The sequence below is a fragment of the Enterococcus sp. DIV1368d genome (assembly GCF_050542975.1).
GTDB classification, from domain to species: Bacteria; Bacillota; Bacilli; order Lactobacillales; family Enterococcaceae; genus Enterococcus_D; species Enterococcus_D casseliflavus.
In genome coordinates, this window is record NZ_CP172939.1 from 429,489 (window position 1) to 454,502 (window position 25,014).

Here is a 25,014-nt window from a genome sequence, read left to right on the forward strand (position 1 = left end):
ATTACGAAAAGAAAAGGGGGCAACTGAGTCGTTTTTTCTCAAGAAATCCAAGAAACCTCGAAAAAATCTAAATGTAAGCGATTCCTTAAATGGCTATACTGAGAATGTAAGAAAAAGACATGGAGGGATCACAATGAAAGGTACTTTTGGTAAATTGGTCGTCCTAGCATCCACCTTATTGGTTGGCGGATTGTTAGCAGCTTGTGGGAATGGATCAGACAGCGGGGCAAACGGTGACGGAGACAAAGGATTTGTTGGGATCGCGATGCCGACCAAATCGGCAGAACGGTGGATCGCAGATGGCGACAACATGGTAGAAGAATTAGAGAAGCTCGGCTATAAAACTGACCTGCAATATGGAGAAGACAAAGTAGAAAACCAAGTGGCACAAATTGAGAATATGATCACCAAAGGCGTTGATACTTTAGTGATCGCCTCGATCGATGGTTCGGCACTGACAGACGTGTTGGAAAAAGCCCATAACGAAGACATCACAGTCATCGCCTATGACCGTTTACTGATGAACTCGGAATACGTCGATTATTATGCCACCTTTGATAATTTTGGAGTCGGCGTGCTGCAAGCGTCTTATATTGAAGACAAATTGGGTCTCAAAGACGGTGAAGGACCATTTAACATTGAATTATTCGGCGGCTCTCCAGATGATAACAATGCACTGATCAATTATAATGGGGTCCTTTCGGTCTTCCAACAATACTTTGACAGCGGACAGCTAGTCGTTCCTTCTGGTCAAACCAACTTTAACCAAATCGCTACTTTGCGTTGGGATGGTTCAACTGCGCAAGCTCGGATGGACAACTTGTTGAGTGCCAACTATACGGATCAAACATTGGATGCCGTTCTTTCACCTTATGATCCAATCAGCCTAGGAATCATTTCATCGCTTAAAGGCGTTGGCTATGGTTCTTCCGATAAACCACTACCTGTAATCACCGGTCAAGATGCGACGGTGGCAGGGGTGAAATCGATCATCGCGGGCGAACAGACCCAAACGATTTTCAAAGATACACGGGTGTTGGCGAAAAACACGATCGAAATGATCGAAGCCATCACCAATGGCGAGGAAGTGCCAGTCAACGATACGGAAACCTATGACAATGGCGTCAAAGTCGTACCAACCTACTTGTCAAATCCCGTTTCTGTGGATAGCGACAACTACAAAGAAGAACTGATCGATACCGATTACTATACAGAAGAAGAGCTAGGCATTTAAGCAAGAAGCGCTGATCCAGCGAGAAAAGATACTAGTTTCCCCGAAAGCAGTAGGGAAGAACGAATCATCCCCACTATTCGTTCTTTCCGCTTTTCTTACAAAGGCAGCGCACCACTTTTACATAAAAAGGAAAAGGGTGAAAGAACATGGCAGATAATATTTTGATGATGAAAGGCATCGTCAAAGAGTTTTCAGGGGTTCGCGCCCTTGATAACGTCAACCTCTCGATCGAGCGAGGAGAGATCCACGCACTGTGTGGAGAAAATGGCGCTGGCAAGTCCACGCTGATGAATGTCTTAAGCGGACTCTATCCTTACGGCAGCTATGACGGAGAGATCTATTATGAAGGGGAGTTATGCAAGTTCAAAGATTTGCGGGACAGTGAGGACAAAGGAATCGTTATTATTCATCAAGAGTTAGCATTAAGTCCTTACCTGTCGATCAAAGAAAATATCTTTCTAGGAAACGAACAAGCCAAACACGGCATCATTGATTGGGATCTGACCGAAAAGAAAACAGACAACCTCTTAAAGATCGTTGGCTTGAAATTAGACCCGAATACGCTGGTTTCACAAATCGGTGTCGGGCATCAACAGCTGGTGGAAATTGCCAAAGCATTTTCAAAATCCGTCCGATTGTTGATTTTAGATGAGCCAACCGCGGCGTTGAATGAAGAAGAAAGCGCCAATCTGTTAGAGCTGATCAAAGAGTTTCGCAACCAAGGGATCACCTCGATCATCATCTCCCACAAGTTGAATGAAATCGTCAATGTGGCGGATCGCATCACGATTTTACGAGACGGGCAAACGATCGAGACGCTGAGTGGTGCCGAAATCTCTGAAGAGCGCATCATTCGCGGCATGGTTGGGCGAGATTTGACCAATCGCTACCCAGAGCGGAACCCCACTATTGGTGAACCGTTTTTTGAAGTCAAAAATTGGACGGTCCATCATCCAATCGACCATACCCGTGTGGTGAATGAGAATTTGAACTTGATGATCCGCAAAGGAGAGATCATCGGCATCGCTGGTTTGATGGGTGCGGGACGGACTGAGTTTGCCATGAGTGTCTTCGGTCATTCCTACGGCAGTTCGATTTCGGGGGAAGTCTATAAAGACGGCCAACCGATTTCTGTCAAAGACGTGCCAACCGCCATCAAAAATGGGTTAGCCTATGTGTCGGAAGATCGAAAAGCGCTGGGCTTGAATCTGCTGATGGATATTCGCGAGAATACCACCATTGCTAGTCTTGCCAAAATCAGCCGCCAAGGGGTTATCGATAAAGAAAAAGAAGTCACGATGGCTGAAGAATTCCGCAAAAAAATGCGGACGAAAACCAATTCGATCTATCAAAACGTCGGCAGCTTGAGCGGCGGGAATCAGCAAAAGGTCGTTTTGGCAAAATGGCTGATGACCACACCAGACATCTTATTTTTAGATGAACCGACCCGTGGGATCGATGTCGGGGCGAAATACGAAATCTATACGATCATCGAAGAGATGGCAGCAGCTGGCAAAGCCATTTGCATCATCTCCTCGGAGCTGCCAGAACTATTAGGCATGTGTGACCGAATCTATACGATGAACGAAGGCCGCTTCACTGGCGAGGTCCTGCGGGAAGAGGCGGATCAAGAACGATTGATGAATCTAATGACATTAGAAGAGAGTGGGGTTTGAGATGGAAACAACCAATAAATTAAAAAAAGAACGCAGCCATTCGCTGAAAGAAAAGGCACTGGAAATCTTTAGCAAATACAGTATGATCATTATCTTAGCAGTGCTGCTGGTGGCCTTTCAGCTCATGACCGACGGGATTTTCTGGCGGCCGCTGAATATCACCAATCTCGTGTTGCAAAACAGTCATATTCTCGTTTTGGCAGCTGGTATGCTCTTGGTCGTCTTGTTAGGACATGTTGATTTATCCGTAGGGTCCGTGATGGCGTTTGTCGGTGCGATTGCAGGCGTCTTAATGGTCAATAACGGCATCAGTCCTTGGCTGGCAGTGCCTCTTTGCTTACTGATGGGCGCAGTGATCGGTGCTTGGCAAGGCTTCTGGGTCGCGTATGTCGGTATCCCAGCATTTATCGTGACCTTGTCTGGTTTACTGATGTTTCGAGGACTGACCCAAGTCGTCTTAGGGGGTCAATCATTGGCGCCGTTTCCCAAGGCATTCCAACAAATTTCTACTGGGTATTTGCCAGATATTGCAGGCGGTCAGATCCATTTACTTTCCATGATTTTAGGTGTAGTGATCACGGGCATCCTGATTTTAGGCCAATGGCGGACCCGTGAGCGTCGCAAAAAAAATCTTTTTGAAGTGGAATCAATGGCAGCATTTGCCTTTAAAGCCGTCTTTACTGCGGTCGTATTTCTCGGCGCTACCTATATCTTTGCCTCTTATCAAGGGTATCCGATCATTTTGATCGTCTTAGGGGTGATCGTGGCTGCTTATGGCTTTTTGACTAACAAAACCGTTGCTGGTCGTCAAATCTATGCAACCGGCGGCAACAAAAAAGCAGCCGAACTTTCTGGGATCAAGACGAAGAAAATCACCTTCTGGGTCTTCGTGAACATGGGGATGATGGCAGCTTTGGCGGGCTTGGTTTTAGCCGCTCGGTTGAACGCAGCCACCCCGCAAGCAGGAACGTCAATGGAATTAGATGCAATGGCCGCAGTGTATTTCGGCGGGGCTTCCACATCAGGTGGTATTGGTACTGTGATGGGTGCGATCGTTGGTGGGCTCGTGATGGGTGTCTTAAACAATGGGATGTCGATCTTAGGAGTCGGTGTCGATTGGCAGCAAGCCATCAAAGGGTTGATTTTGCTGCTGGCCGTCGTGTTGGATATCTACAATAAGAAAAAGAAAATATCGTAGGAGGGCCTGTTTATGGAGGAACAAGAACAAAAGACGATTTTATTGATTTGTACCGCAGGTATCACTACGGGTCTCTTAGTGAAAAACATGCAGCGAGCTGCAGATGAAAAAGGATTAGCCGTGCATATCTATTCGGCACCAGCCATCATTGCTGAACAGATCCTGCAGCAGCAGACTGTCGATGCCTTGCTGATCGGTCCGCAGTCGAAGTACGAAGTCAATCGATTGAAAGACTTTCTCATGGTCAAAGCGGTGCCTTATAAATTGATCAAAGAAACAGATTACGAGTTGTTAGATGGCGAAGCTGTCCTTGCAGACAGCCTGACCCTCTTGCAAAACGATCGCTAACCAGCAGCTTGGCAAAAAGCTAGGTGGTCAGCAGTTGAATAGGCTCCCCAGAGTAGTGCTTGTCATCCCCCACAAGCACTACTCTTTTTGCGGTGCTTTTCTGCCTACACTAGCCAAGAAAGCCACTATTAAGCAGAAAAGCGTGGCAAGCCCGTTGGTTCGTTTTCTCGTGTTTAGGACATCGCATCATAGACAAACAAAAGAGAAGTTGAGGGGGAAGAGGACGAAGCTGACACCACGCGTATGCTGTTTAAAGGCAAGTGATGGGCGAGTGTCGCCCTTAAAGCATCGAGGCTGTGGGCGGTAGGAGGGGGGAAATGAGCTGATTAAACCGCTTCTGGTTTCTCGTTCGTAACTAAGCGTTTCGTAGGAAACACAACGAAACCCAAAAACAGACAGTCTGCTGACTGTCTGTTTTTAGGGGATACAAATAAGGAATAAAAGTGGATATTAGTTAAATGCGACTGCCTAGGGGGCAAATCCGAGAACAGTGCATGGTAACTACAAATTAAGGAAGTGTGATGACATTTTCTGAATCTTTGTCGAAGAAGTGTGCTTTGTTGATGTTGAAAGCCAAATCAACTGTTTCACCTGGACGGTGGAAGTCACGAGCATCAACTTTCGAGATAAATTCAGTCGCACCTACGCGTGTATAAAGCATCGTTTCTGCACCTAATAATTCAGATACGACTACTTCGGCACGTACAGTTGCTTCAGGAGAAGCTTCCAATGCGATTTGTTCACTGTGAATATCTTCTGGACGAATACCAAAGACTAATTGTTTGCCTTCGTACCCTTTTTCCACAAGAATCTTGTTCTTGCCTTCAGGAATACGTAAGTTCAAGCTTTGTCCATCAGAGATCATACCGTTTTTCAACGTAACATTGAAGAAGTTCATTGCTGGTGAACCGATAAAGCCGGCAACGAAAATGTTTTTCGGTGTGTTGTAGACTTCTTTTGGTGAACCGATTTGTTGAATGAAGCCATCTTTCATGATAACGATCCGGTCAGCCATGGTCATCGCTTCTGTTTGGTCATGGGTTACATAGATCGTCGTTGTTTCTAAACGTTGGTGTAATTTTGCGATTTCCGCACGCATGGCAACCCGCAATTTCGCATCTAAGTTTGACAACGGCTCATCCATCAAGAAGACTTTGGCATCACGGACGATGGCACGGCCTAGGGCAACCCGTTGACGCTGACCACCTGAAAGGGCAGCTGGTTTACGATCTAAGTATTCTGTCAATCCTAAGATCTCAGCGGCATTTTCTACCCGTTTTTTAATTTCTTCTTTGTCGTATTTACGCAATTTCAAACCAAATGCCATGTTGTTGAAAACAGTCATATGGGGATACAATGCGTAGTTCTGGAAAACCATCGCGATGTCGCGGTCTTTTGGTGCCACATCGTTCATTACTTTTCCACCGATGCTCAATTCGCCTTCAGAAATATCTTCTAAACCAGCGATCATTCGAAGCGTTGTTGATTTTCCGCAACCAGAAGGTCCAACGAAAACGATGAATTCGCGATCCGCGATATCTAAATTAAAATCAGTTACCGAATACGCATCATTATTATCATATTTTTTGTGGATATTTTTTAAGGCCATTTCTACCATTGGGATTACCTCTTTCCATTTAGTTTACATGAACATCATAAATGAAAACGCTTCGAAGGTGCAACGGAAACATGCACAAGAAAAAAACGTTTTCTTGTGCATGTTGTTTAATTGCTCTGATGGGTGAACTGATCGATCAATAAATAGCAAAGCAGCAGATCATCCATATTTTTTAAATTTAAGCGCGTCAGTGTTTGAAACTTATCGATCTTATATAGGAGAGAATTCCGATGCATGAACAGTTCTTTGGCTGTGGAGCTTGCATTGCCTTGATTGCGCCACAGGGATTGAATGATCGTTTCGGTCTCTTCTTCAAACCAATCTAGATACAAGGTACGAAACAAGGAAATATACTCGGAAAAGCCGTTGCGAAAAAGAGAGAAGACCACTTTGGGCAGATCCATACTTTTACTGGTGGTTTTCGTTTTTAACTCATTTTTGAACAGGCTAGACTCACTTGCCCATAAGGCAGTGAAATCGTGGCGTGGATGATGGAAGGGACCGACGAACAGCTGGGAATAGCAGTCGAAATCCATATCCAAAGCGACGAATAAGCCGTCGAGATCTTCGATGGGCAAATTGGCAGCATCTTGTTTTTCTACGATCACTGCATGGTCTTCGGTGAGGAAAAAAAGATCCACCACGCTAGGGAGCATTTGCTGAATCTCTGCGAGCCATTCGGATTGCAAAGAGTCGATGGTTCGGGTGAAATGAACTTGCAGCAAGCGAATCCACTCTGGCTCTTGAACGGGCTGATGTTCAAATAAAATCGGATACCATGGATGGTTTCGGTTATCGATTTCTGGTTGCAAAGAGCCGTTTCCCAGTTGGATCAGCAATTTTTCACTGTCACTTAATTGGTCAGTTGGCAGCCAAATATATTTTTTGCCGAAGGCGATGGATTCGATATCCTTCGTTGTGGCAACTTTGTCATGCAACGTTGCCTGGGGGAAACGTGCTTTGATGTCATTAAAAGAAAAAATGAGAAAGACCTCCTTTGAGATACTCTACGTATTCTTCAATTAGTATAGCATGTTCTAAAAAAACCGTTCAAAATTTTCCCAGGAAAAAAGCACAGCCCTTCACCGAAAGCTCTGTCTTCTCATGGCAGGAGGGCGGCTTTTTTCTCCGAAGCGATTGCTTCTATAATCCTAACAGTTGTTTTTTCTTGAATGCAAATTCTTCTTCAGTCAAAATTCCTTCGTCGACCAACACTTTTAGTTCGCGTAGTTCAGCAATGAGCGCTTCCGTCGGCTTCGCAGCTGGTGGTGGCGATGGGTTCGTTAACGGGACCGACCGCTCCCGAGGGAAGTTGGTGAGGTAGCGCTGTATGATCCGAGCAATCACCAGGTCTTTTTCGGCAAAGCAAAGGGAGTGATTCGGTTCCATTCGTCTGAAGGAATGGGTTTCTCTGATCGCTCCGCCGCCAATATACAATTCTAAAAAGCCATTGCCTTTCCAAAGTCCTGATTCAGCAACTTCTTTCAGATTGACACTGGTGATTTGGGGAATCTGCAGAACCTGTTTCGCTTTCTTCTTGTAATCGATGATCGTGAGGGTATCTTCTGAAATGACCCAAGCATCACGATAATGATAGGAAAGTAATTTGATTTTTCCAGCCTCTTCATCCACGTAACTTTTGGCTGATTGCCCACCAAGTGCTGCCAAATGATCCGTTAAAAACTCATAGGCTTTTTGGGCATAGATTCGATTGGTGAAATAGAGCAGATGAGAATTACCTGGTACCTGCAGTCGGAGGTAGTCCACTAAGAGACCTTTGCCTATATGTAATTCCACATCGGCAATTTTTGCCATGGGAATCTTTTCATCTGGGATTTTTGGATGGGTGTTGTTTATCCAGACGCCTTTTTTCGTAATGAGCCAACGACAGCTGGCATCATGTCTGCGATTTTCTCGATATTTTTTTGAATACAAAATAATGGGTTCCTCGTAGGTTTCATTAGGTGTTCTCGTCAAAATACTTACCTCCTCAAACGTAATAAGCAACATTTTATTCAATTATACAACAAATAGTGTTTTGATTCGTTTTATTCTGATGAAAATAAAGGAGATTTATCATTTATCTTCTTTTCGTTAGGTTTTTTTAGAAAAAAAGCCATAGCAGCAATTGACACGGAAGCGGTTTCTTGGTATCTTAGATGTACGGACAACTTTTGAAAGATGGGATTAAAATGGCGAATAAGTACGAACAACTTGCGGATATCTTAAGAGAAAAGATCCGCTTAGGCACCTATCAAGAAGGCGATGCAATCCCTTCAGAAGCAACCTTACAGGAAGAATTTCATTATAGCCGCCACACGGTGCGCCAAGCGATCGCTGTTTTGGTCAATGAAGGCTATTTAAGAAAAGAACGAGGCTCAGGCACCTACGTTTCAAAACCTGAGACTGTCAATCATAAAAACCGCAAAACGATTGGGATCATCATGACCTATTTGTCTGATTATATTTTCCCTTCGATCATGCGCGGCGTGGAACAGACATTGCGGGAGCAAGGCTATTCACTGCTTCTAGGATCAACCAACAATGACCATGAGCAAGAAAGAGCGTGCTTGCAGCAAATGATGGATCAAGGGGTAGACGGGTTGATCGTTGAGCCAACGAAGAGCAGCCAGTACAACCCGAATCTTGCTTATTATGTCGCCCTCCAAGAAGCCGGGATTCCTCTCGTCATGATCAATGCCTATTACGAAGAACTAGACTTGCCGCATATTTGTGTCAACGATACACGTTCTGGGTTTTTAGCAACCAATTATCTATTAGAACAACAGCATCAGCAGTTGATGATGATCACGAAAATCGATGACTTACAAGGGAAATATCGGATGAAAGGGTTTGTCAAAGCCTTGACCCAAGCCAAGCGGACGTTTGCAGCAGAAGACGTCTTGACGTATACGACGGAGACGAAAGAAGCCGTTATTGAACAAGCGATCCAGCGCTTGACGGCTGCCGATAATCAAGTCACAGGCATCGTTTGTTACAACGATGAGATCGCGCATCGCTTGATTCAAGCATTGACGGCTGCTGGGAAGAACGTTCCTACTGATTTTTCGATCGTGGGTAACGATGACTCGCCCCTTAGCACCTTGTCCACACCGACGATCACCACACTAACTCACCCGAAAGAAGCGATGGGGGAATTGGCGGCACAATGGATCACTACAGGTAAGGCAACAGAAGCACAACGCTTTTATTTTGAACCGGAGCTGATCGTTCGCGGTTCAGTCAATAACCAAAAAGGAGAATAAGAAGATGACGCAACAAGTAAGGCAAGCAATTATTGACGGGCGCACGTCTCTTGGGATCGAGCTAGGCTCGACACGGATCAAAGCTGTCTTGATCGATGAGCAGTTTCAGACGATCGCTTCAGGCAGCTTTGAATGGGAAAATCAATTGGAGCAAGGGATTTGGACCTACTCACTAGAGGCGATTTGGCAAGGACTGCAAGCCAGCTACCAAGAGTTGGCGCACAACATCCAACGGCAATTTGAGGTACCTTTGACGACGATCGGCAGTATCGGTTTTTCTGCAATGATGCACGGCTATATGGCTTTTGATCAGCAAGGCACGCTGTTAGTACCTTTTCGGACATGGCGCAATGCGATCACGGAAGAAGCAGAAAAAGCCTTGACGGCATTGTTCCAATACAACATCCCGCAGCGTTGGAGTATCGCGCATTTGTATCAAGCGATTTTGAATCAAGAAGCCCACGTCCCAGAGGTTGCTTTTTTTACTACCTTAGCCGGCTATGTCCATTGGCAGCTGACAGGGGAAAAAGTTATCGGAATCGGCGATGCATCAGGGATGTTCCCAATCGACAGTACGACAAAAAACTATGATGCGAATATGCTGCAGCAATTTGATGCACAAATCAGCAGTCTGGGGTATCCTTGGCAGATCAAAGACCTTTTGCCGCAAGTGTTGACAGCAGGCGAACCAGCCGGCACATTGACGGCAGAAGGGGCAAAAAAACTCGACCCAACTGGTACTTTGCAAGCTGGCATCCCGTTATGTCCGCCAGAAGGCGATGCGGGCACTGGCATGGTTGCCACGAATAGTGTGGCACAGCGAAGCGGGAATGTTTCAGCCGGTACGTCTGCTTTTGCCATGATCGTCTTAGAAGAACCCTTAACTAAAGTGTATCCAGAGATCGATTTGGTCACGACGCCTTCTGGTGATTTGGTGGGGATGGTCCATACGAATAACTGTACCTCGGAGATCAATGCCTGGGTCAAACTTTTCCGCGAATTTGCCGACGCAGCTGGAATGAAACTCTCCACGGAAGAATTGTTTACGACCTTATTCAACGAAGCATTGAAAGGGGATTCAGACTGTGGCGGGATGCTTTCTTATGGCTATTATTCTGGTGAAAATATCACTAAGATCCCTGAAGGACGGCCGCTTTTCGTCCGATCGCCAGAGAGTTCTTTTACTTTAGCAAATTTCATGCGCTTACATCTGTTTAGTGCCTTTGGTGCGATGAAGATCGGGATGAAGATTCTGGAAGCCGAAGACGTCGCTATTGATCGAATCGTTGGTCACGGTGGGATCTTCAAAACGCCAGAAGTTGCCCAACGTGTCTTGGCAGCTGTCATGGAAGCCCCAGTCACGGTCATGGAAACGGCTGGTGAAGGCGGCGCCTGGGGGATCGCCCTTTTAGCAGCGTACCTTCGCCGTCATACGCCAGAACAATCCTTGGCAGCATTCTTAGCAGATCAAGTGTTTAAAAATGACCACGGCGTGACCTTAGCCCCGACAGAAGCCGACATTCAGGGGTTCACCGTCTTTACCCAACGTTACCAAGCAGGGTTGCCGATCGAGCAAGCGGCAATCGATGCGTTGATTTAAAAAGAAAGAAGGGAATTTTGTGTTAGAAGGATTAAAAGAAGAAGTCTTTCAGGCCAATTTGGCATTGCCTAAGCAAGGATTGATCAAATACACCTGGGGCAATGTGTCAGCAGTGGATCGCCAACAGCAATTGTTTGTCATCAAACCTAGCGGTGTTGACTATGAAACCATGCAAGCCAGTGATATGGTGGTTTGTGATTTTGAGGGCAACGTAGTGGAAGGAGCGAAAAATCCTTCCTCCGATACGCCAACGCATGCCGTTTTATACAAAGCATTTCCAGAAATTGGTGGAATCGTCCATACCCATTCTACATGGGCGACGAGCTGGGCTCAGGCAGGACTCGATCTGCCAGCGATGGGCACGACCCATGCCGATACGTTTTATGGGGCTGTCCCATGTGCCCGCTTTTTGACGCAAACCGAGATCGATGAAGGTTATGAAGCACAAACAGGACAGGTGATCGTCGAAACCTTTAAGGAACGCGGCATCACGCCAGAAGAAATTCCTGGTGTCTTGCTTCACGGTCATGGACCGTTTACCTGGGGCAAAACGGCGGATGCGGCGGTGATGAACGCAGTGGTCTTAGAAGAAGTTGCTAAGATGAATTTTATCACGCGTCAGCTGAACAGTTACGCACCCGAATTGCCGCAGCGGGTCTTAGACAAACATTATTTACGCAAACATGGAGAAAATGCCTATTACGGGCAAAAATAACGAAAAAGGAGCAAGTAGAATGTTAGAAATCGGGAAAAAAGAATTTTGGTTCGTCGTAGGATCACAGCACTTATACGGAGAAGAAGCATTACAAGAAGTACGGGACCATGCAGAAGAAATGGTCAAAAGCTTAAATGACAGCTCAAAGCTGCCTTATCCAGTCGTTTTACAAGAACTCGCTGTTACTGCCGATACGATTACGAAAATCATGAAAGAAGTCAACTATCGGGATGAAGTCGCTGGGGTGATCACCTGGATGCATACCTTCTCACCAGCAAAAATGTGGATTCGCGGCACGAAATTATTACAAAAACCATTGCTGCACCTTGCCACTCAATACAATGAACAAATTCCATGGGAAACCATCGATATGGACTTTATGAACTTGAACCAAGCGGCTCATGGTGACCGAGAATATGGATTTATCAATGCCCGTTTGAAAAAGCAAAACAAAATCGTTGTTGGCTATTGGAAAAATGAAGCCATCCAAAAAGAAATCGCTGCTTGGATGGACGTGGCAGTCGGCTACAATGAAAGCTTCCAAATCAAAGTCGCTCGTTTTGGCGACAACATGCGTAACGTTGGGGTGACCGAAGGCGATAAAGTCGAAGCACAGATCCAATTTGGCTGGACCGTTGATTATTTTGGGATCGGCGATTTGGTTCAAGTCGTCGATGCGGTGACTGACGAAGAAGTCGATGCACTCTTTGAAGAATACAGCCAGCTGTATGATTTCGATTATGGCGATTACGACAAAGAAGAATGGGCACGTCATGTCAAAGCCCAAGCCAAACAAGAAATCGGTCTGCGCCGTTTCCTTGAAGCAGGCGGCTATACGGCATTTACCACGAACTTTGAAGACCTATATGGTATGCAGCAGTTGCCTGGTTTAGCTGTACAACGTTTGATGGCAGAAGGCTATGGGTTTGCTGGTGAAGGGGACTGGAAAACCGCCGCTATTGACCGCTTGATGAAAATCATGGCCCACAATAAAGCGACTGGCTTTATGGAAGACTATACCTATGAGCTGACACCAGGAAAAGAAGCCATCTTGCAATCCCACATGATGGAAGTCGATCCAGTATTAGCAGCCAACAAACCAAAAATCGTGGTTTCGCCATTGTCGATGGGGGATCGTGAAGACCCAGCCCGACTCGTCTTTGACGGCCAAGGCGGCGAAGGTGTCGTGGTTTCGATGGCCGACTTTGGCACCCACTACAAATTATTGATCAATGAAGTCGATGCCTTTGAGCCAACTGAAGAAGCACCAAAACTACCGGTTGCACGAGTAATGTGGACACCAAAACCAAACTTCCACGATGGCGTCAAACAGTGGATCGAAACAGGCGGTGGCCATCACACCGTTGTCTCACTTGTCCTAAATTCTGATCAGATCGAAACATGGGCGAAGCTTGTGGGATTAGAATACGTAAAGATCAAATAAGTACCCAATCACAAAAGAAACCGTTGGCGATGGTCGGCGGTTTCTTTGCGTTTTTCTTAAGCTTTCTTGCCTTCTATCTGCAAAGTGCGGATAAGCAGACCCCTGAAAGCACCAGCAATCAGCAAAATTGACTTTTAAATATAGGGGGCATAGACTTTTATGTAAGAGTGGAACAATGGACTAAAAGGAGGAGCACAATGAAGACAACCTACGATACACCTGAGTATTACCAGAAAATGAACGCTTGGTGGCGAGCAGCCAACTACCTTTCCGTTGGTCAGATTTATTTGAAAGACAATCCCTTATTGCGCCGCCCCATCGAAGAAAAAGATTTGAAAGTGAATCCGATTGGTCACTGGGGAACGATCGCAGGGCAAAATTTTATTTACACCCATCTCAATCGCGTCATCAATAAGTACGACTTAAACATGTTTTATATCGAAGGACCAGGCCATGGCGGACAAGTCATGGTTGCGAATGCTTATTTAGACGGCAGCTACAGCGAGATCTATCCAAAAGCCACCCAAGACGAAGCAGGGATGAAACATCTATTCAAAACCTTCTCTTTCCCAGGTGGGATCGCTTCTCATGCGGCACCTGAAACGCCAGGTTCGATCCATGAAGGCGGCGAGCTAGGCTATTCCATCGCCCACGCTACCGGAGCTATTTTAGACAATCCCGATGTCATTGCAGCAGTAGTGGTCGGTGATGGCGAAGCCGAAACTGGACCATTAGCGGGCAGCTGGTTTTCAAATACCTTTATTAATCCAGTCAATGATGGCGCAATTTTGCCTATCTTGCATTTGAATGGCGCCAAGATTGCCAATCCAACGATCTTGGCTCGTAAAAGTGACCAAGATCTCACGAAATATTTTGAAGGCATGGGTTGGACCCCTTATTTCGTAGAAGGGGACGATCCAGAAGCCGTTCATCCGCAATTGGCACAGAAAATGGATCAAGCCATCGAACAGATCCACGCGATCCAAGCAGAAGCCCGCAAAGGTTCTGCGGAAGAAGCCACTATGCCTCATTGGCCTGTTTTGATCGTTCGCACACCGAAAGGCTGGACTGGACCGAAAGTCTGGGATGGCGAGCCGATTGAAGGGGGCTTCCGTGCCCACCAAGTGCCGATCCCTGTCAATGCGAAACATATGGAACACGTGGATGCTTTGACGGATTGGCTGCAGTCTTATCGTCCAGAAGAGCTTTTTGACGAAAACGGCCGCATCAAAGCTGAGATTCAAGAATTGGCACCAAAAGGGGAGCAGCGGATGGCGGTCAACCCAATCACCAATGGGGGGATCGATCCGCAACCGCTACGCTTGCCAGATTGGCAAGCACATGCCATTGCGATCGAGACACCAGGGGAAACGACTGCCCAAGATATGATGGTCTTTGGGAAATTTGCCCGTGACATCATCAAAGAAAATCCCGACAACTTCCGCATCTTTGGCCCAGATGAAGCCAAATCCAATCGGTTGAACCATGTGTTTGAAGTCACGGACCGCCAATGGTTGGAGCCAAAACATCCTGATTATGATGAATGGCTGTCTTCAGTGGGCCGTGTGATTGATTCACAATTATCAGAACATCAAGCAGAAGGCTTCTTGGAAGGCTATGTGCTGACGGGTCGTCATGGCTTCTTTGCCAGCTACGAGTCATTCTTAAGAGTCGTTGATTCTATGATCACGCAACACTTCAAATGGTTACGAAAAGCCCATGATCTTGACTGGCGCAACCCGTACCCCTCATTGAATTTGATTGCTTCATCAACGGTCTTCCAACAAGACCATAATGGGTACACCCACCAAGATCCAGGGATCATGACCCATATTGCAGAGAAAAAAGCCGACTTTGTGCGGGTCTACTTGCCAGCCGACGCCAATAGCTTGATGGCTGTCATGGCAGAAACACTCGCTTCTGAAGAAAAGATCAATCTAGTGGTCTCTTCAAAACACCCACGTCCGCAGTTTTATTCGGCGGATGAAGCGAAAGTGCTTGTCAAAGATGGCTTGAAAGTCATCGACTGGGCATCGACAGATGAAGGACAAGAACCCGATATTGTGATCGCAGCTGCTGGGACGGAACCGAATTTGGAAGCTTTAGCCGCTGTTTCCTTGCTGATTGAAGCCTTCCCAGAGTTGAAAGTCCGCTTCATCAATGTGGTCGATCTATTGAAATTGCGTCGTCCAGAAGTCGATCCTCGTGGGTTAAGCGATGAAGCATTCGAAGCCTACTTTACGAAAGACAAACCGATCGTGTTTGCTTTCCACGGGTATGAAGGACTGATTCGCGATATCTTCTTTGGCCGTCGCAACCAACAGCTTCATATTCATGGGTACCGAGAAAATGGCGACATCACGACACCGTTTGATATGCGGATCCTTTCTGAATTGGATCGCTTCCACTTAGCCAAAGACGCCGCCGAATGGGTCTATGGAGAAAAAGCAACGGACTTTGCCCAAAAAATGGCAGACACCGTTGCGTATCACCATGACTTTATTCGAGAAAACGGCTATGATATCGCCGAAGTCGAAGAGTGGGAATGGAAACCATTGCGTTGATTTATTCTCCACAACGCCAACGTAAGACAGTTTAAGAACAAAAAAAGCACAAAAGAAACAAAACGATCCGCAACAGGGTCGGGACACCTTACTAAGGTAGCCCGACCGACTGTCTGCGGATCGTTTTTTTTAAAAGACGTCGAAACCGTAGTTTTTGATATGCTGCTTCAACAAGGCGAGATAGTCCAAAGCCATCTCACTCAGTTCCATTTTCTTGTGTTTTAGATAACCTAGTGTCATCGCATCATCGACCTCCAAAGGGATCGCAACGATTTTTTCATCATTCAGCTCACTGCTGATGATCCCAGAGCTGATGGTATAGCCGTTGAGACCCACCATCAAATTGAAGATCGTGGCACGATCGCTGATGCGGATGTGTTTTTTGCGCTGTAAAGTGCTTAAGATCTCTTCAGAAAAGTAGAAGGAATTGGTTTCCCCTTGTTCGTACGACAAATAGGTATATGGTTCCAAATCAGCTAATGTGATGCTTTTTTTCTGAGTCAGGGGATTTTCTCGGCCGATGAAGACGTGGGGTTTGGCTTCAAACAAAGGAATGAATTGCAGGTCTTTTTCGTGGATCAAACGGGTGAGGACCGTCGTGTTGAAATCATTCAGATAAATGACCCCCAATTCGCTCTTAAACGTCTGGATATCATCCAGTACATTTTGTGTCTGGGTCTCTCGCAAGGTGAATTGAAATTCATCCTCCCCTAACTGTTTGACCAGCTCCACGAAGGCGTGGACGACGAAGGCATAGTGTTGTGCGGAAACACTGAAAACATGCTTGCGATGGCTGTCTTTGCGAAAGCGTTCGTCCAAGAGATTGACTTGGTCTAAAACATTTCGAGCATAGTTGAGAAAGGAACGGCCATCATCGGTCAAGGTCACCCCTAATTTACTGCGATAAAACAGCTGCAGATCATACTCTTTTTCCAACTCTTTCATGGCTTGAGAGAGGGAGGGCTGACTGATGAAAAGCTGTTTAGCGGCTTCATTGAAAGAGCCAGTTTCTACGATTTTTTCCAAATATTCAAGCTGCTGGATACGCATGGGATACAACCTCCTTTTTATGTTATAGGTATTGCCTATGGAATATATAAGTTTATAAGTATTATCTATAGTATAAGATGTTTGCTAGAATAAATCTAACAATTTTGAAAACTTTGTATAGGAGGAATGGATATGGCAACAGACAAATTTCAGCTTGTGGGGTCATTGTTACGACCACAAGATTTATTGGACTACAAAAATCAAATCGAGCATCGGGAGGATATCCGCTACCCGTTTTATGATGCGTTTCCTAGCTACCAAGAAACGGAAGCAAAAGCGATCGCTGAAATCATTGCAGCGCAAAAAGAACACGGCATCACAGTCATCACAGACGGCGAACACGGCCGCTCAATGTGGCACCTGGATTTTCTCTGGGGATTAAAAGGCGTTGAGCGCTATATCTCCGATCATGGGTATGCCTTTGAAGATTTGGACGGTGGACATTTTGAGACACGTAAAGACATCGGCATCCGAATCACAGAACCATTATCTGGCAAAAACCATCATTACTTGACGTTGTTTAAAGAAACCAAACGCCAAGCTGGCGACCTGCCAGTCAAAATCACCGTCTGGGGGGCTGCCCACGCCTTTACCGAGCTGACTGTCTTTAACGACCTCGTTGGTGAAGGTCAGGTGTATCCAACGAAAGAAGCCTTGCGGGAAGGGCTGCTTAACGCCTACAAGGAATTCTTGCAGGAATACCGAGAAGCCGGTGGTGAGATCGTTCAGTTCGATGATTGTTTATGGGAATTATTCGCCGAAGACAATGACAAGAGCTTCTTCACCCAAGGCAATGACGGCTTAGAAGCGTTAGCCGATGAATTCGTGGCGATCAACAACGAAGTCGCTGACTACGCCCACGAATTAGGATTAAAAGTCTGGACCCACAACTGCCGCGGCAATTACCAAAGCCGCGCGGCCGGCAGCGGTACCTACAAAGCGATCGCCGAAAAATTCTTGCGTGATCAGCATTATGACCGCTTTTTCCTAGAGTGGGACGATGACCGTGCTGGTGATATCTCGGCTTTAGAAGTGCTGAAAGATCGTCCAGAAGTGGAAGTTGTCTTAGGCTTATTGTCCAGCAAAACCGCTACATTAGACGATGAAAAGCGAGTGATCGCTTTATTAGACAAAGCCAGCCAAATCATTCCTAAGGAGCGGCTTTATCTTTCTCATCAATGCGGCTTTGCCTCTTGTGACTGCGGCAATGAGCTTTCGACTGAACAGCAGTGGGCAAAAATCAAGCAAGGACAAGCCTTAGCTGAAGCGTACTTCGGTTAAGCAGCTGCGTCTTCTTTTCCCTGAATCTTCCCCTCGAAACCGGTACATTTGACAAAGTTTCGAAAATTTCAGAAAAAATGTTTGACATTTTCTTTAAGAGCGAGTAAAGTAAGACACAACTTAATGAAACAGACATCGAAAAGAAGAGTAGCAAGGCTTGCTGTTTGAAGAGAGTCTCTGGTTGGTGCAAAGAGATAACGCATGGTTGTGAAACACATCTTGGAGTCGTTTTTCCGAAAGAAAAGTAGGAGAGACCGGGTTTGCCCGTTACAGCAGCAGTCATTGATTGATGACTTTCTGAGTTCAGTTGCTGTGAAGCACTGATAAACAAAGGTGGAACCGCGTTGATAACGTCCTTTAGCTGTAATGGCTAGGGGACGTTTTTTTTCTCTTTTTTTGCATCTCACCGAAAACCGAAAGTGGAAGGATCACAAGGACTGCACGAGGCCTTTTCCTGTGAAGGAAAGGCAAATTGAGGTGGAACCACGTATCAAGCGTCCTCTGGCAAATGCCAGTGTGCGCTTTTTTTGTTTTTCTTTTTTAAAAAAATGAAGCTTGCCAGTTGCCCCTCACCAGCCAACGCCCAGCGTCACATAAGCGTCGGAGCAAACCGTCGCGAAGCTGTAGCGCTGCTAATCGAAATTGAAACCTATCAAGGAGGAAGTCACCATGTTTGAGTATTTAGTTAATGTTATGCCCCAACTGATTTCAGGAACTGGAATCACCGTTAAATTGTTCGCACTGACCTTAATCGGGTCCATTCCCTTAGGCATCTTGTTGGCCTTTGTTTTAGCCAGTCGCCTGCGTATTTTGAAATTGATCGTGCAAGTCTACGTTTGGTTGATGCGAGGAACGCCTTTATTGCTACAGCTGATCTTCGTATTCTACGGTCTGCCGATCTTAGGGATCGTCTTTGACCGCTTTGAAGCAGCCTTGATCGCCTTTATTATCAATTACGCTGCTTATTTTGCCGAGATTTTCCGTGGAGGGATCCAATCGATTCCAGCCGGACAATACGAAGCCGCGAAAGTCTTGCGTTTGTCCCCGATCCAAACGATCCAAAAAATCATCATCCCACAAGTCGTCAAGATCACCCTGCCATCTGTCGGCAATGAAGTCATCAATCTTGTCAAAGACACATCCCTCGTCTACATCTTAGGATTGTCAGACGTGATGCGAATCGGAAAAATCGCCATGGAGCGAGACAGTACCTTGCTTCCGTTAGTTGGGGTCGGCTTGATCTACTTGGTGATGACAGGCGTCTTTACGTTATTGTTAAAACAAATCGAGACCAAACTGGACTATTACCGTTAGGAGGAACCACATATGTTAGAACTAAAACAAGTATCAAAGTCATTTGGCGCTAAAAAAGTCATCGATCAATTAGACCTGACGATCGAGGACGGCAGTATCTTAGCGGTGGTCGGTCCTTCCGGTGGCGGGAAAACCACCTTGCTTCGGACACTGGCTGGTTTAGAAACGATCGATTCTGGAAGCTTTTTACTGGATGGCAAAGCCTTTGATCCCACCGACACAAAAGAACAAGAACAAGTCGTCGGTGTCGTCTTCCAAGACTTCCAATTGTTTCCGCACTTGTCAGTTTTTGAAAACATCACTTTGGCGCCAAAAATGGTGCTAAAACAAGACAAGGCCGCGTATACAGCAAAAGCCGAACAGTTGGCAGAAAAACTAGGGTTAAGTGACCTACTAGCCCAATATCCCTTCCAATTGTCCGGGGGGCAGCGGCAACGGGTGGCTATCGCACGAGCGATGGCGATGAATCCCAAAGTGTTGGCCTATGACGAGCCTACCAGCGCCTTAGATCCAGGCTTGAGACAGCAAGTCGAACAGCTGATCTTGGATCTGAAAAAAGAAGGAGTGACCCAGATCGTGGTGACCCATGATTTGGTTTTTGCCGAAAATATCGGTGATCAATTATTAAAAGTAGCAGGAGAATAAGGGGGAGAACAAAATGAAAAAATTACTATTGACGGGAATCGCAGCAGCAAGTGTATTTTTATTAGGGGCGTGTGGCAGCAGCAATGACACCACAACCAGTGCCGCTGACAAAGAAGAAGTGATCGTCGGCCTAGACGATACCTTCGTACCGATGGGCTTTAAAGACGACCAAGGCAACATCGTTGGGTTTGATGTGGATTTAGCCACAGCGATCTTGGATCTAACAGGAACCAAAGTCAAATTTCAACCAATCGATTGGTCCATGAAAGAAACCGAACTAAGCAATGGCACCATCGATATGATCTGGAACGGGTATACCAAAACCGCAGCTCGTGAAGAAAAAGTATTGTTTACAGATACTTATATGGAAAACAAACAAGTCTTAGTCACAGCAAAAGCAAGCGGCATTACTAGCTTTGATGATATGGAGGGCAAAGTCTTAGGCGCCCAAGAAGGCTCTTCTGGTTATGAGACCTTCAATAACCAACCGGAAGTTTTGAAGGATCTCGTAGACGGCAATGACGCAACCTTGTATGCCAGCTTTAATGAAGCCTTTATCGATCTAGAAAACGGTCGGATCGACGGTCTTTTGATCGACCGCGTCTACGCAGAATATTATTTGACTCAAACAGGCAAAACCGATGACTTCAACGAAATCGAAAGCCCTTTTGAAGCAGAAGATTTTGCTGTAGGTGTGCGTAAAGACGATCAAGCCATGGCAGATAAAATCAATGATGGCTTGAAAGAATTGCAAGACAATGGCACCTTTGCTGAAATCTCTGAAAAGTGGTTTGGCGAAGACGTCACACCAAACTAAAACAAGTCAACTAGATACACTGGCTGCTTAGCAGCTGGTGTTTTTTTCATCATTTAAGAAATTTTCGCTTAAATTCCAACATCTACCCAAAATTTCTCACAGGAAAACTTTTGTTCGCCTTCTTTTTTCGTTATAATAGGGAAAGATGAAAAGAGGGATAGAAATGGCGCAAAAAAAACGCGCAAAGAAACGCAAAACAAAAAAACAACAAAAACAGCAAGAGAAATTAATGCTGGTCGGCGTCGGCCTGCTCTTTGTCTTGTTTTCGATATTTGGCTTTTTCCATTTAGGTTTTTTAGGAACCTTGATTGCCAACGGGTTTCGGATCGTTGGCGGAAACACGTACCAATTTTTGAGTGTTGCCCTAGCCGCTTATGGTGTCTGGTTAGCGATCAAAACGACCGATGCTCGCTTTAAGAGTATTCGGCGAGTGATTGGCTGTGTATTGGTGTATTTTGGTTTACTGATCATCCTCCATGCGCAAATCTTTAGTAATGTGGTGGGAGAACAAGCCAATATCTTCCAAACGACTTGGATGACGCTGTTAGGCGATATTCGGCGCAGCCAAGTGACCCAAAATGTCGGGGGCGGAATGATTGGCGCCATGCTCTATGGGGCGACCTATTTTCTTGTTTCCCAGATCGGCAGCTACATCATCGCTGTTTTACTCATGATGATTGGGGCGTTCTTGTTCAGCCAAATGAGCAGCCACGAGTTAGTCGAGCACCTGCAAGCAGCTGGTGACAAGCTGCAGCGGTTGTTAGAAGGCTCTCCAGAAAAGCAAGCCGAACGAGAAGCCCGCAAAGCGGAACGAGCAGCAGAGAAACAAGCTGCGAAAGAAGCCAAAAAAGAAGCCGAACGAGCAGCAGTCATGGCGGAGATCAAAGAAAAGAATCAAGTCCGACCAATGACAGAAGACGAAAAATCAGCAAAAGAACAACAGATGCAAGCGCCAGCTGATTTTGAACCAGAGCAGCTGAGCTTTGTACCCATCGACCACTTCCAGGAATTGCCGCAAGCGGCGGGACCAGAGGCCGCTCAAGCACCACATCCAGCAGGAAACAAACCGGGACCAAGCAAAAAGGTCAATGAAGACGGAGAGATCCTCGATGATGATGGTGAAGTATTGGAATTTGAGATTTCGGAAGAAGCTGAAAATCGTGATTATGAATTGCCTTCAGCGCAATTACTCGATTCGATCCCTTCAACGGATCAAAGCAGCGAGTACAAAAAGATCGAACAAAATATCGGTGTGTTAGAAACTACCTTCCAAAGCTTCGGTGTTGACGCAAAAGTCGTCAAAGCCAGCTTAGGACCAGCAGTAACCAAATTCGAAGTTCAACCAGCAGTAGGGGTCAAAGTCAGCAAAATCGTCGGGTTGACCGACGATATCGCCTTGGCCTTAGCTGCCAAAGATGTGCGGATGGAAGCGCCGATCCCAGGGAAATCATTGATTGGGATCGAAGTTCCAAACAGTGCAGTCAGCATGGTTTCATTCCGAGAAGTGATCGAAGCCCAACCGGATCATCCAGATAAACTATTAGAAGTACCTTTAGGACGCGATATTTCTGGCCGTGTCCAAACGGCAGACTTAACGAAAATGCCCCATCTCTTGATTGCCGGATCGACCGGGAGCGGGAAGTCCGTAGCCATCAACGGCATCATCACCAGTATTTTGATGCGGGCAAAACCCCATGAAGTCAAACTGATGATGATCGACCCGAAAATGGTTGAATTAAATGTTTACAATGGGATTCCCCATCTCTTGACACCTGTCGTGACCAATCCGCGCAAAGCGGCGCAAGCGTTGCAAAAAGTGGTCAAGGAAATGGAAGAGCGCTACGAAAAATTTGCGGCAACTGGGGTCCGAAACATTACTGGCTACAACGATTTAGTGATCAATAAGAATTTAGAAGACGGCGAAAATCGTCCGATCTTGCCATTCATTGTAGTGATCGTCGATGAGTTAGCCGACTTGATGATGGTTGCCAGCAACGAAGTCGAAGATGCCATCATTCGTTTGGCGCAAATGGCACGGGCAGCAGGTATCCATATGATCCTAGCAACGCAACGACCAAGTGTGGATGTCATTACAGGGATCATCAAAGCCAATGTTCCATCACGGATGGCGTTTGCTGTTTCCAGCGGTGTCGATTCGCGGACCATCATTGATGGGAACGGAGCCGAAAAACTGCTGGGACGCGGCGATATGCTGTATCTGCCGATGGGTGAGAACAAACCGATTCGGGTCCAAGGGGCCTTTATCTCCGACCAAGAAGTCGAACGAGTGGTTGAATTCGTGACCGATCAGCAAGAAGCCAATTATGAAGAAAAAATGATGGTCACTGAGGAAGAAACGAGTACTGGCAGCAGCGGACAACCGCAAGATGAGCTATTCGAAGATGCCAAAGCCCTTGTGGTGGAAATGCAGACCGCCAGCGTTTCTCTCTTGCAGCGACGTTTTCGCATCGGCTATAACCGAGCGGCTCGGTTAGTGGATGAATTAGAAGATCAAGGCGTCGTTGGCCCTTCTGAAGGCAGCAAGCCGCGGAAAGTCTTGATCGAGCCGCAACCAGAAGACATTCCTACCTTTGATGAATAAGGAGAACAAGACCAATCCAATGAGAGAAAGGCGAGATAGCAATGAAACGCAAACACATTCTTTACCGTGATGTTGCCGATAAGCTCAAAGAAGACATCATGTCGGGTCGCTACCCGATTGGTTCATTTTTACCGACGGAAACAGAATTGGAAGCCACCTTCAATGTCAGCAAGATCACTGTCCGCAAAGCCATCGAATTGTTAGCGGCAGATGAGTATGTGGAAAAACGCAGCGGACGTGGGACGACGGTTTTAAGCAATCGCCCTTATAACAAGCTGTCAAAAGGCACGACGTTTAGCCAATTGCTTGAAAAGACTGGCAAGGAATACACGAAGAAAAACCTCAGCTATGAATTAGTCGAACTTGCGCCTGAGCACCCCGCGTATTCTTTGATGGGCAAAGAAGTCATGCGTTTACGTCGCATGTATTATTTTGACCACCAACCCTTTATTTACTATGAGTACCATTTGCCAAAGCAGCTAAAGGGTACCTCCATCGAGGTCTTTGAAGAAAAATCATTGTATCGCCTATTGGATGAACATCGAATGATCATCGATCGCTTTCAAGATGCGTTCGTGGCAACGACCTTGACCGAAGAGCAACAGAAGTTTATGATCACGCCAGAGGTCGCTGCCTTGAAACGAACCCGTTATTCGTATGATCTACAAGGAGAAGTGGTAGAATATACAGAAGGGATCTATAACACCGCCTTGCATCCGTATATGATCGAGTTTGAAGCCTAGTCATTGATTAGGCTTTTTTAGCAAAAAGTGGTACCAAAATCAGAAGTGGAGCGTGAAAACTATGAGAAAAATCGCCTTTTTAGGAGCCGGTAACATGGCAAAAGCCATCATCAACGGCTTGATTGCAGCAAACTTGTATGAACCAGCAGAGATCTTGGTTTATAACCATCGCTACGAGCCGACTTTGGCACAATTAGAAAAAGAAACCGGGATCACTGGGACAACTAAGCTAGCAGATGTCAGCGAAAAAGCGGAGATCCTCGTCTTAGCAGTCAAACCTTTTGTCTTTCCCCGCTTGCTTGCTGATTTAAAAGACGGCTTGACCAAGGAGCATTTGCTAGTATCTATTGCCGCGGGTGTGACGATCGCGCAAATGGAAGAAATCATCGGTGCGCACAAAATCGTGCGGGTCATGCCAAATACCCCTGCACTGGTGGGGGAAGGGATGTCTTCTATCAGTCCCAACGGTCAAGTGACGGAAGCCGAAGCCAACGAAGTCAAACAGCTTTTTGAAAGCCTAGGCAAAGCCGAGCAAGTACCAGAAAGCATGATCGATGCAGTCATTGGTGTCAGCGGTTCTTCACCAGCCTACACGTATTTGTTCATTGAAGCTTTGGCAGATGGAGCAGTGGCAGAAGGAATGCCGCGGCCGATGGCGTATGAATTTGCTGCTCAAGCGGTATTAGGCGCAGCGAAGATGGTATTAGAGACGAAGGAACACCCAGGCGTCTTAAAGGATCGTGTCAGCTCGCCAGGGGGCACAACGATCCAAGCAGTCAAAACCTTAGAGGAAAATGGCTTTCGTGCGGCTGTCATCAAAGCAGTGCAAGCAGCTGCTGACAAAAGTCGAGAGATGTCTTGATCCCCAATGAGTGAGAAAAAAATCTTAGCAAAACGAA

General features: G+C 46.2%; 20 protein-coding genes and 1 other annotated feature. Of the genes, 16 read left to right on the forward strand and 4 right to left on the reverse strand.

Annotation, left to right across the window (positions count from 1 at the left end; genetic code table 11):
- Nucleotides 1-133: 133 nt before the first annotated feature.
- The 4 genes from chvE to IGJ44_RS02060 all read left to right on the forward strand — a co-directional run bounded on the left by chvE (nt 134) and on the right by IGJ44_RS02060 (nt 4,456).
- Entirely contained in the window at nt 134-1,234 is a 1,101-nt protein-coding gene (chvE, locus tag IGJ44_RS02045; RefSeq protein WP_005231478.1) for a multiple monosaccharide ABC transporter substrate-binding protein, read from the forward strand.
- A gap of 146 nt (nt 1,235-1,380) precedes the next feature.
- Complete coding sequence (gene mmsA / locus IGJ44_RS02050) at nt 1,381-2,910, forward strand: multiple monosaccharide ABC transporter ATP-binding protein (RefSeq protein WP_005231476.1); 1,530 nt, start codon at nt 1,381-1,383, stop codon at nt 2,908-2,910.
- A 1-nt stretch (nt 2,911) separates the two neighbouring features.
- Nucleotides 2,912-4,108, forward strand: a complete 1,197-nt coding sequence (gene mmsB / locus IGJ44_RS02055; RefSeq protein ID WP_005227258.1) for a multiple monosaccharide ABC transporter permease — start codon at nt 2,912-2,914, stop codon at nt 4,106-4,108.
- A gap of 12 nt (nt 4,109-4,120) precedes the next feature.
- Nucleotides 4,121-4,456: a PTS sugar transporter subunit IIB gene (locus IGJ44_RS02060; protein WP_074535333.1), complete on the forward strand. Its 336-nt coding sequence runs from the start codon at nt 4,121-4,123 to the stop codon at nt 4,454-4,456.
- 508 nt (nt 4,457-4,964) lie between these two features.
- Here the strand turns inward: IGJ44_RS02060 and IGJ44_RS02065 are convergent.
- The 3 genes from IGJ44_RS02065 to IGJ44_RS02075 form a co-directional block, all read right to left on the reverse strand.
- A complete protein-coding gene (locus tag IGJ44_RS02065) occupies nt 4,965-6,074 on the reverse strand; it encodes an ABC transporter ATP-binding protein (RefSeq protein WP_005227260.1) in 1,110 nt (369 codons plus the stop codon).
- Between the two features lie 107 nt (nt 6,075-6,181).
- Nucleotides 6,182-7,012, reverse strand: a complete 831-nt coding sequence (locus tag IGJ44_RS02070; protein WP_074535332.1) for a helix-turn-helix domain-containing protein — start codon at nt 7,010-7,012, stop codon at nt 6,182-6,184.
- Nucleotides 7,013-7,217: 205 nt separating this feature from the next.
- Nucleotides 7,218-8,084, reverse strand: a complete 867-nt coding sequence (locus tag IGJ44_RS02075; RefSeq protein WP_074535331.1) for an SHOCT domain-containing protein — start codon at nt 8,082-8,084, stop codon at nt 7,218-7,220.
- 149 nt (nt 8,085-8,233) lie between these two features.
- Between IGJ44_RS02075 and IGJ44_RS02080 the strand changes: the two genes are divergently transcribed.
- The 5 genes from IGJ44_RS02080 (at nt 8,234) to IGJ44_RS02100 (ending at nt 15,663) form a co-directional block, all read left to right on the forward strand.
- Entirely contained in the window at nt 8,234-9,340 is a 1,107-nt protein-coding gene (locus tag IGJ44_RS02080; RefSeq protein WP_016609602.1) for a GntR family transcriptional regulator, read from the forward strand.
- A 4-nt stretch (nt 9,341-9,344) separates the two neighbouring features.
- Nucleotides 9,345-10,940 (forward strand): xylulokinase, encoded by a 1,596-nt coding sequence (locus IGJ44_RS02085; RefSeq protein ID WP_167826655.1) that lies wholly within the window; start codon nt 9,345-9,347, stop codon nt 10,938-10,940.
- A 19-nt stretch (nt 10,941-10,959) separates the two neighbouring features.
- The gene (locus tag IGJ44_RS02090) at nt 10,960-11,655 is read left to right on the forward strand and encodes an L-ribulose-5-phosphate 4-epimerase (protein WP_010748713.1); all 696 of its coding nucleotides are present in this window, start codon (nt 10,960-10,962) and stop codon (nt 11,653-11,655) included.
- A 19-nt stretch (nt 11,656-11,674) separates the two neighbouring features.
- Nucleotides 11,675-13,099: an L-arabinose isomerase gene (gene araA, locus IGJ44_RS02095; RefSeq protein WP_167826656.1), complete on the forward strand. Its 1,425-nt coding sequence runs from the start codon at nt 11,675-11,677 to the stop codon at nt 13,097-13,099.
- Nucleotides 13,100-13,296: 197 nt separating this feature from the next.
- Nucleotides 13,297-15,663 (forward strand): phosphoketolase family protein, encoded by a 2,367-nt coding sequence (locus IGJ44_RS02100; protein ID WP_074535326.1) that lies wholly within the window; start codon nt 13,297-13,299, stop codon nt 15,661-15,663.
- A gap of 129 nt (nt 15,664-15,792) precedes the next feature.
- On the opposite strand, the gene IGJ44_RS02105 is transcribed toward IGJ44_RS02100, so the two are convergent.
- Nucleotides 15,793-16,713, reverse strand: coding sequence for a LysR family transcriptional regulator (locus IGJ44_RS02105; protein WP_005227268.1), 921 nt, complete (start codon nt 16,711-16,713; stop codon nt 15,793-15,795).
- 126 nt (nt 16,714-16,839) lie between these two features.
- Here IGJ44_RS02105 and IGJ44_RS02110 point away from each other — a divergent pair, with 126 nt between their 5' ends.
- The 7 genes from IGJ44_RS02110 to proC all read left to right on the forward strand — a co-directional run bounded on the left by IGJ44_RS02110 (nt 16,840) and on the right by proC (nt 24,977).
- Nucleotides 16,840-17,994: a cobalamin-independent methionine synthase II family protein gene (locus IGJ44_RS02110; RefSeq protein ID WP_175445277.1), complete on the forward strand. Its 1,155-nt coding sequence runs from the start codon at nt 16,840-16,842 to the stop codon at nt 17,992-17,994.
- Between the two features lie 126 nt (nt 17,995-18,120).
- Nucleotides 18,121-18,355, forward strand: a binding site (T-box leader).
- A 308-nt stretch (nt 18,356-18,663) separates the two neighbouring features.
- Complete coding sequence (locus tag IGJ44_RS02115) at nt 18,664-19,308, forward strand: amino acid ABC transporter permease (protein ID WP_010748717.1); 645 nt, start codon at nt 18,664-18,666, stop codon at nt 19,306-19,308.
- Between the two features lie 12 nt (nt 19,309-19,320).
- The gene (locus tag IGJ44_RS02120) at nt 19,321-19,953 is read left to right on the forward strand and encodes an amino acid ABC transporter ATP-binding protein (RefSeq protein WP_005227272.1); all 633 of its coding nucleotides are present in this window, start codon (nt 19,321-19,323) and stop codon (nt 19,951-19,953) included.
- A gap of 13 nt (nt 19,954-19,966) precedes the next feature.
- Nucleotides 19,967-20,770: an amino acid ABC transporter substrate-binding protein gene (locus IGJ44_RS02125; RefSeq protein WP_005227273.1), complete on the forward strand. Its 804-nt coding sequence runs from the start codon at nt 19,967-19,969 to the stop codon at nt 20,768-20,770.
- 163 nt (nt 20,771-20,933) lie between these two features.
- Nucleotides 20,934-23,372, forward strand: coding sequence for an FtsK/SpoIIIE family DNA translocase (locus IGJ44_RS02130; RefSeq protein WP_005231469.1), 2,439 nt, complete (start codon nt 20,934-20,936; stop codon nt 23,370-23,372).
- Between the two features lie 41 nt (nt 23,373-23,413).
- A complete protein-coding gene (locus IGJ44_RS02135; protein WP_005232219.1) occupies nt 23,414-24,115 on the forward strand; it encodes a GntR family transcriptional regulator in 702 nt (233 codons plus the stop codon).
- A 61-nt stretch (nt 24,116-24,176) separates the two neighbouring features.
- A complete protein-coding gene (gene proC, locus IGJ44_RS02140; RefSeq protein ID WP_128487876.1) occupies nt 24,177-24,977 on the forward strand; it encodes a pyrroline-5-carboxylate reductase in 801 nt (266 codons plus the stop codon).
- Nucleotides 24,978-25,014: the final 37 nt, after the last annotated feature.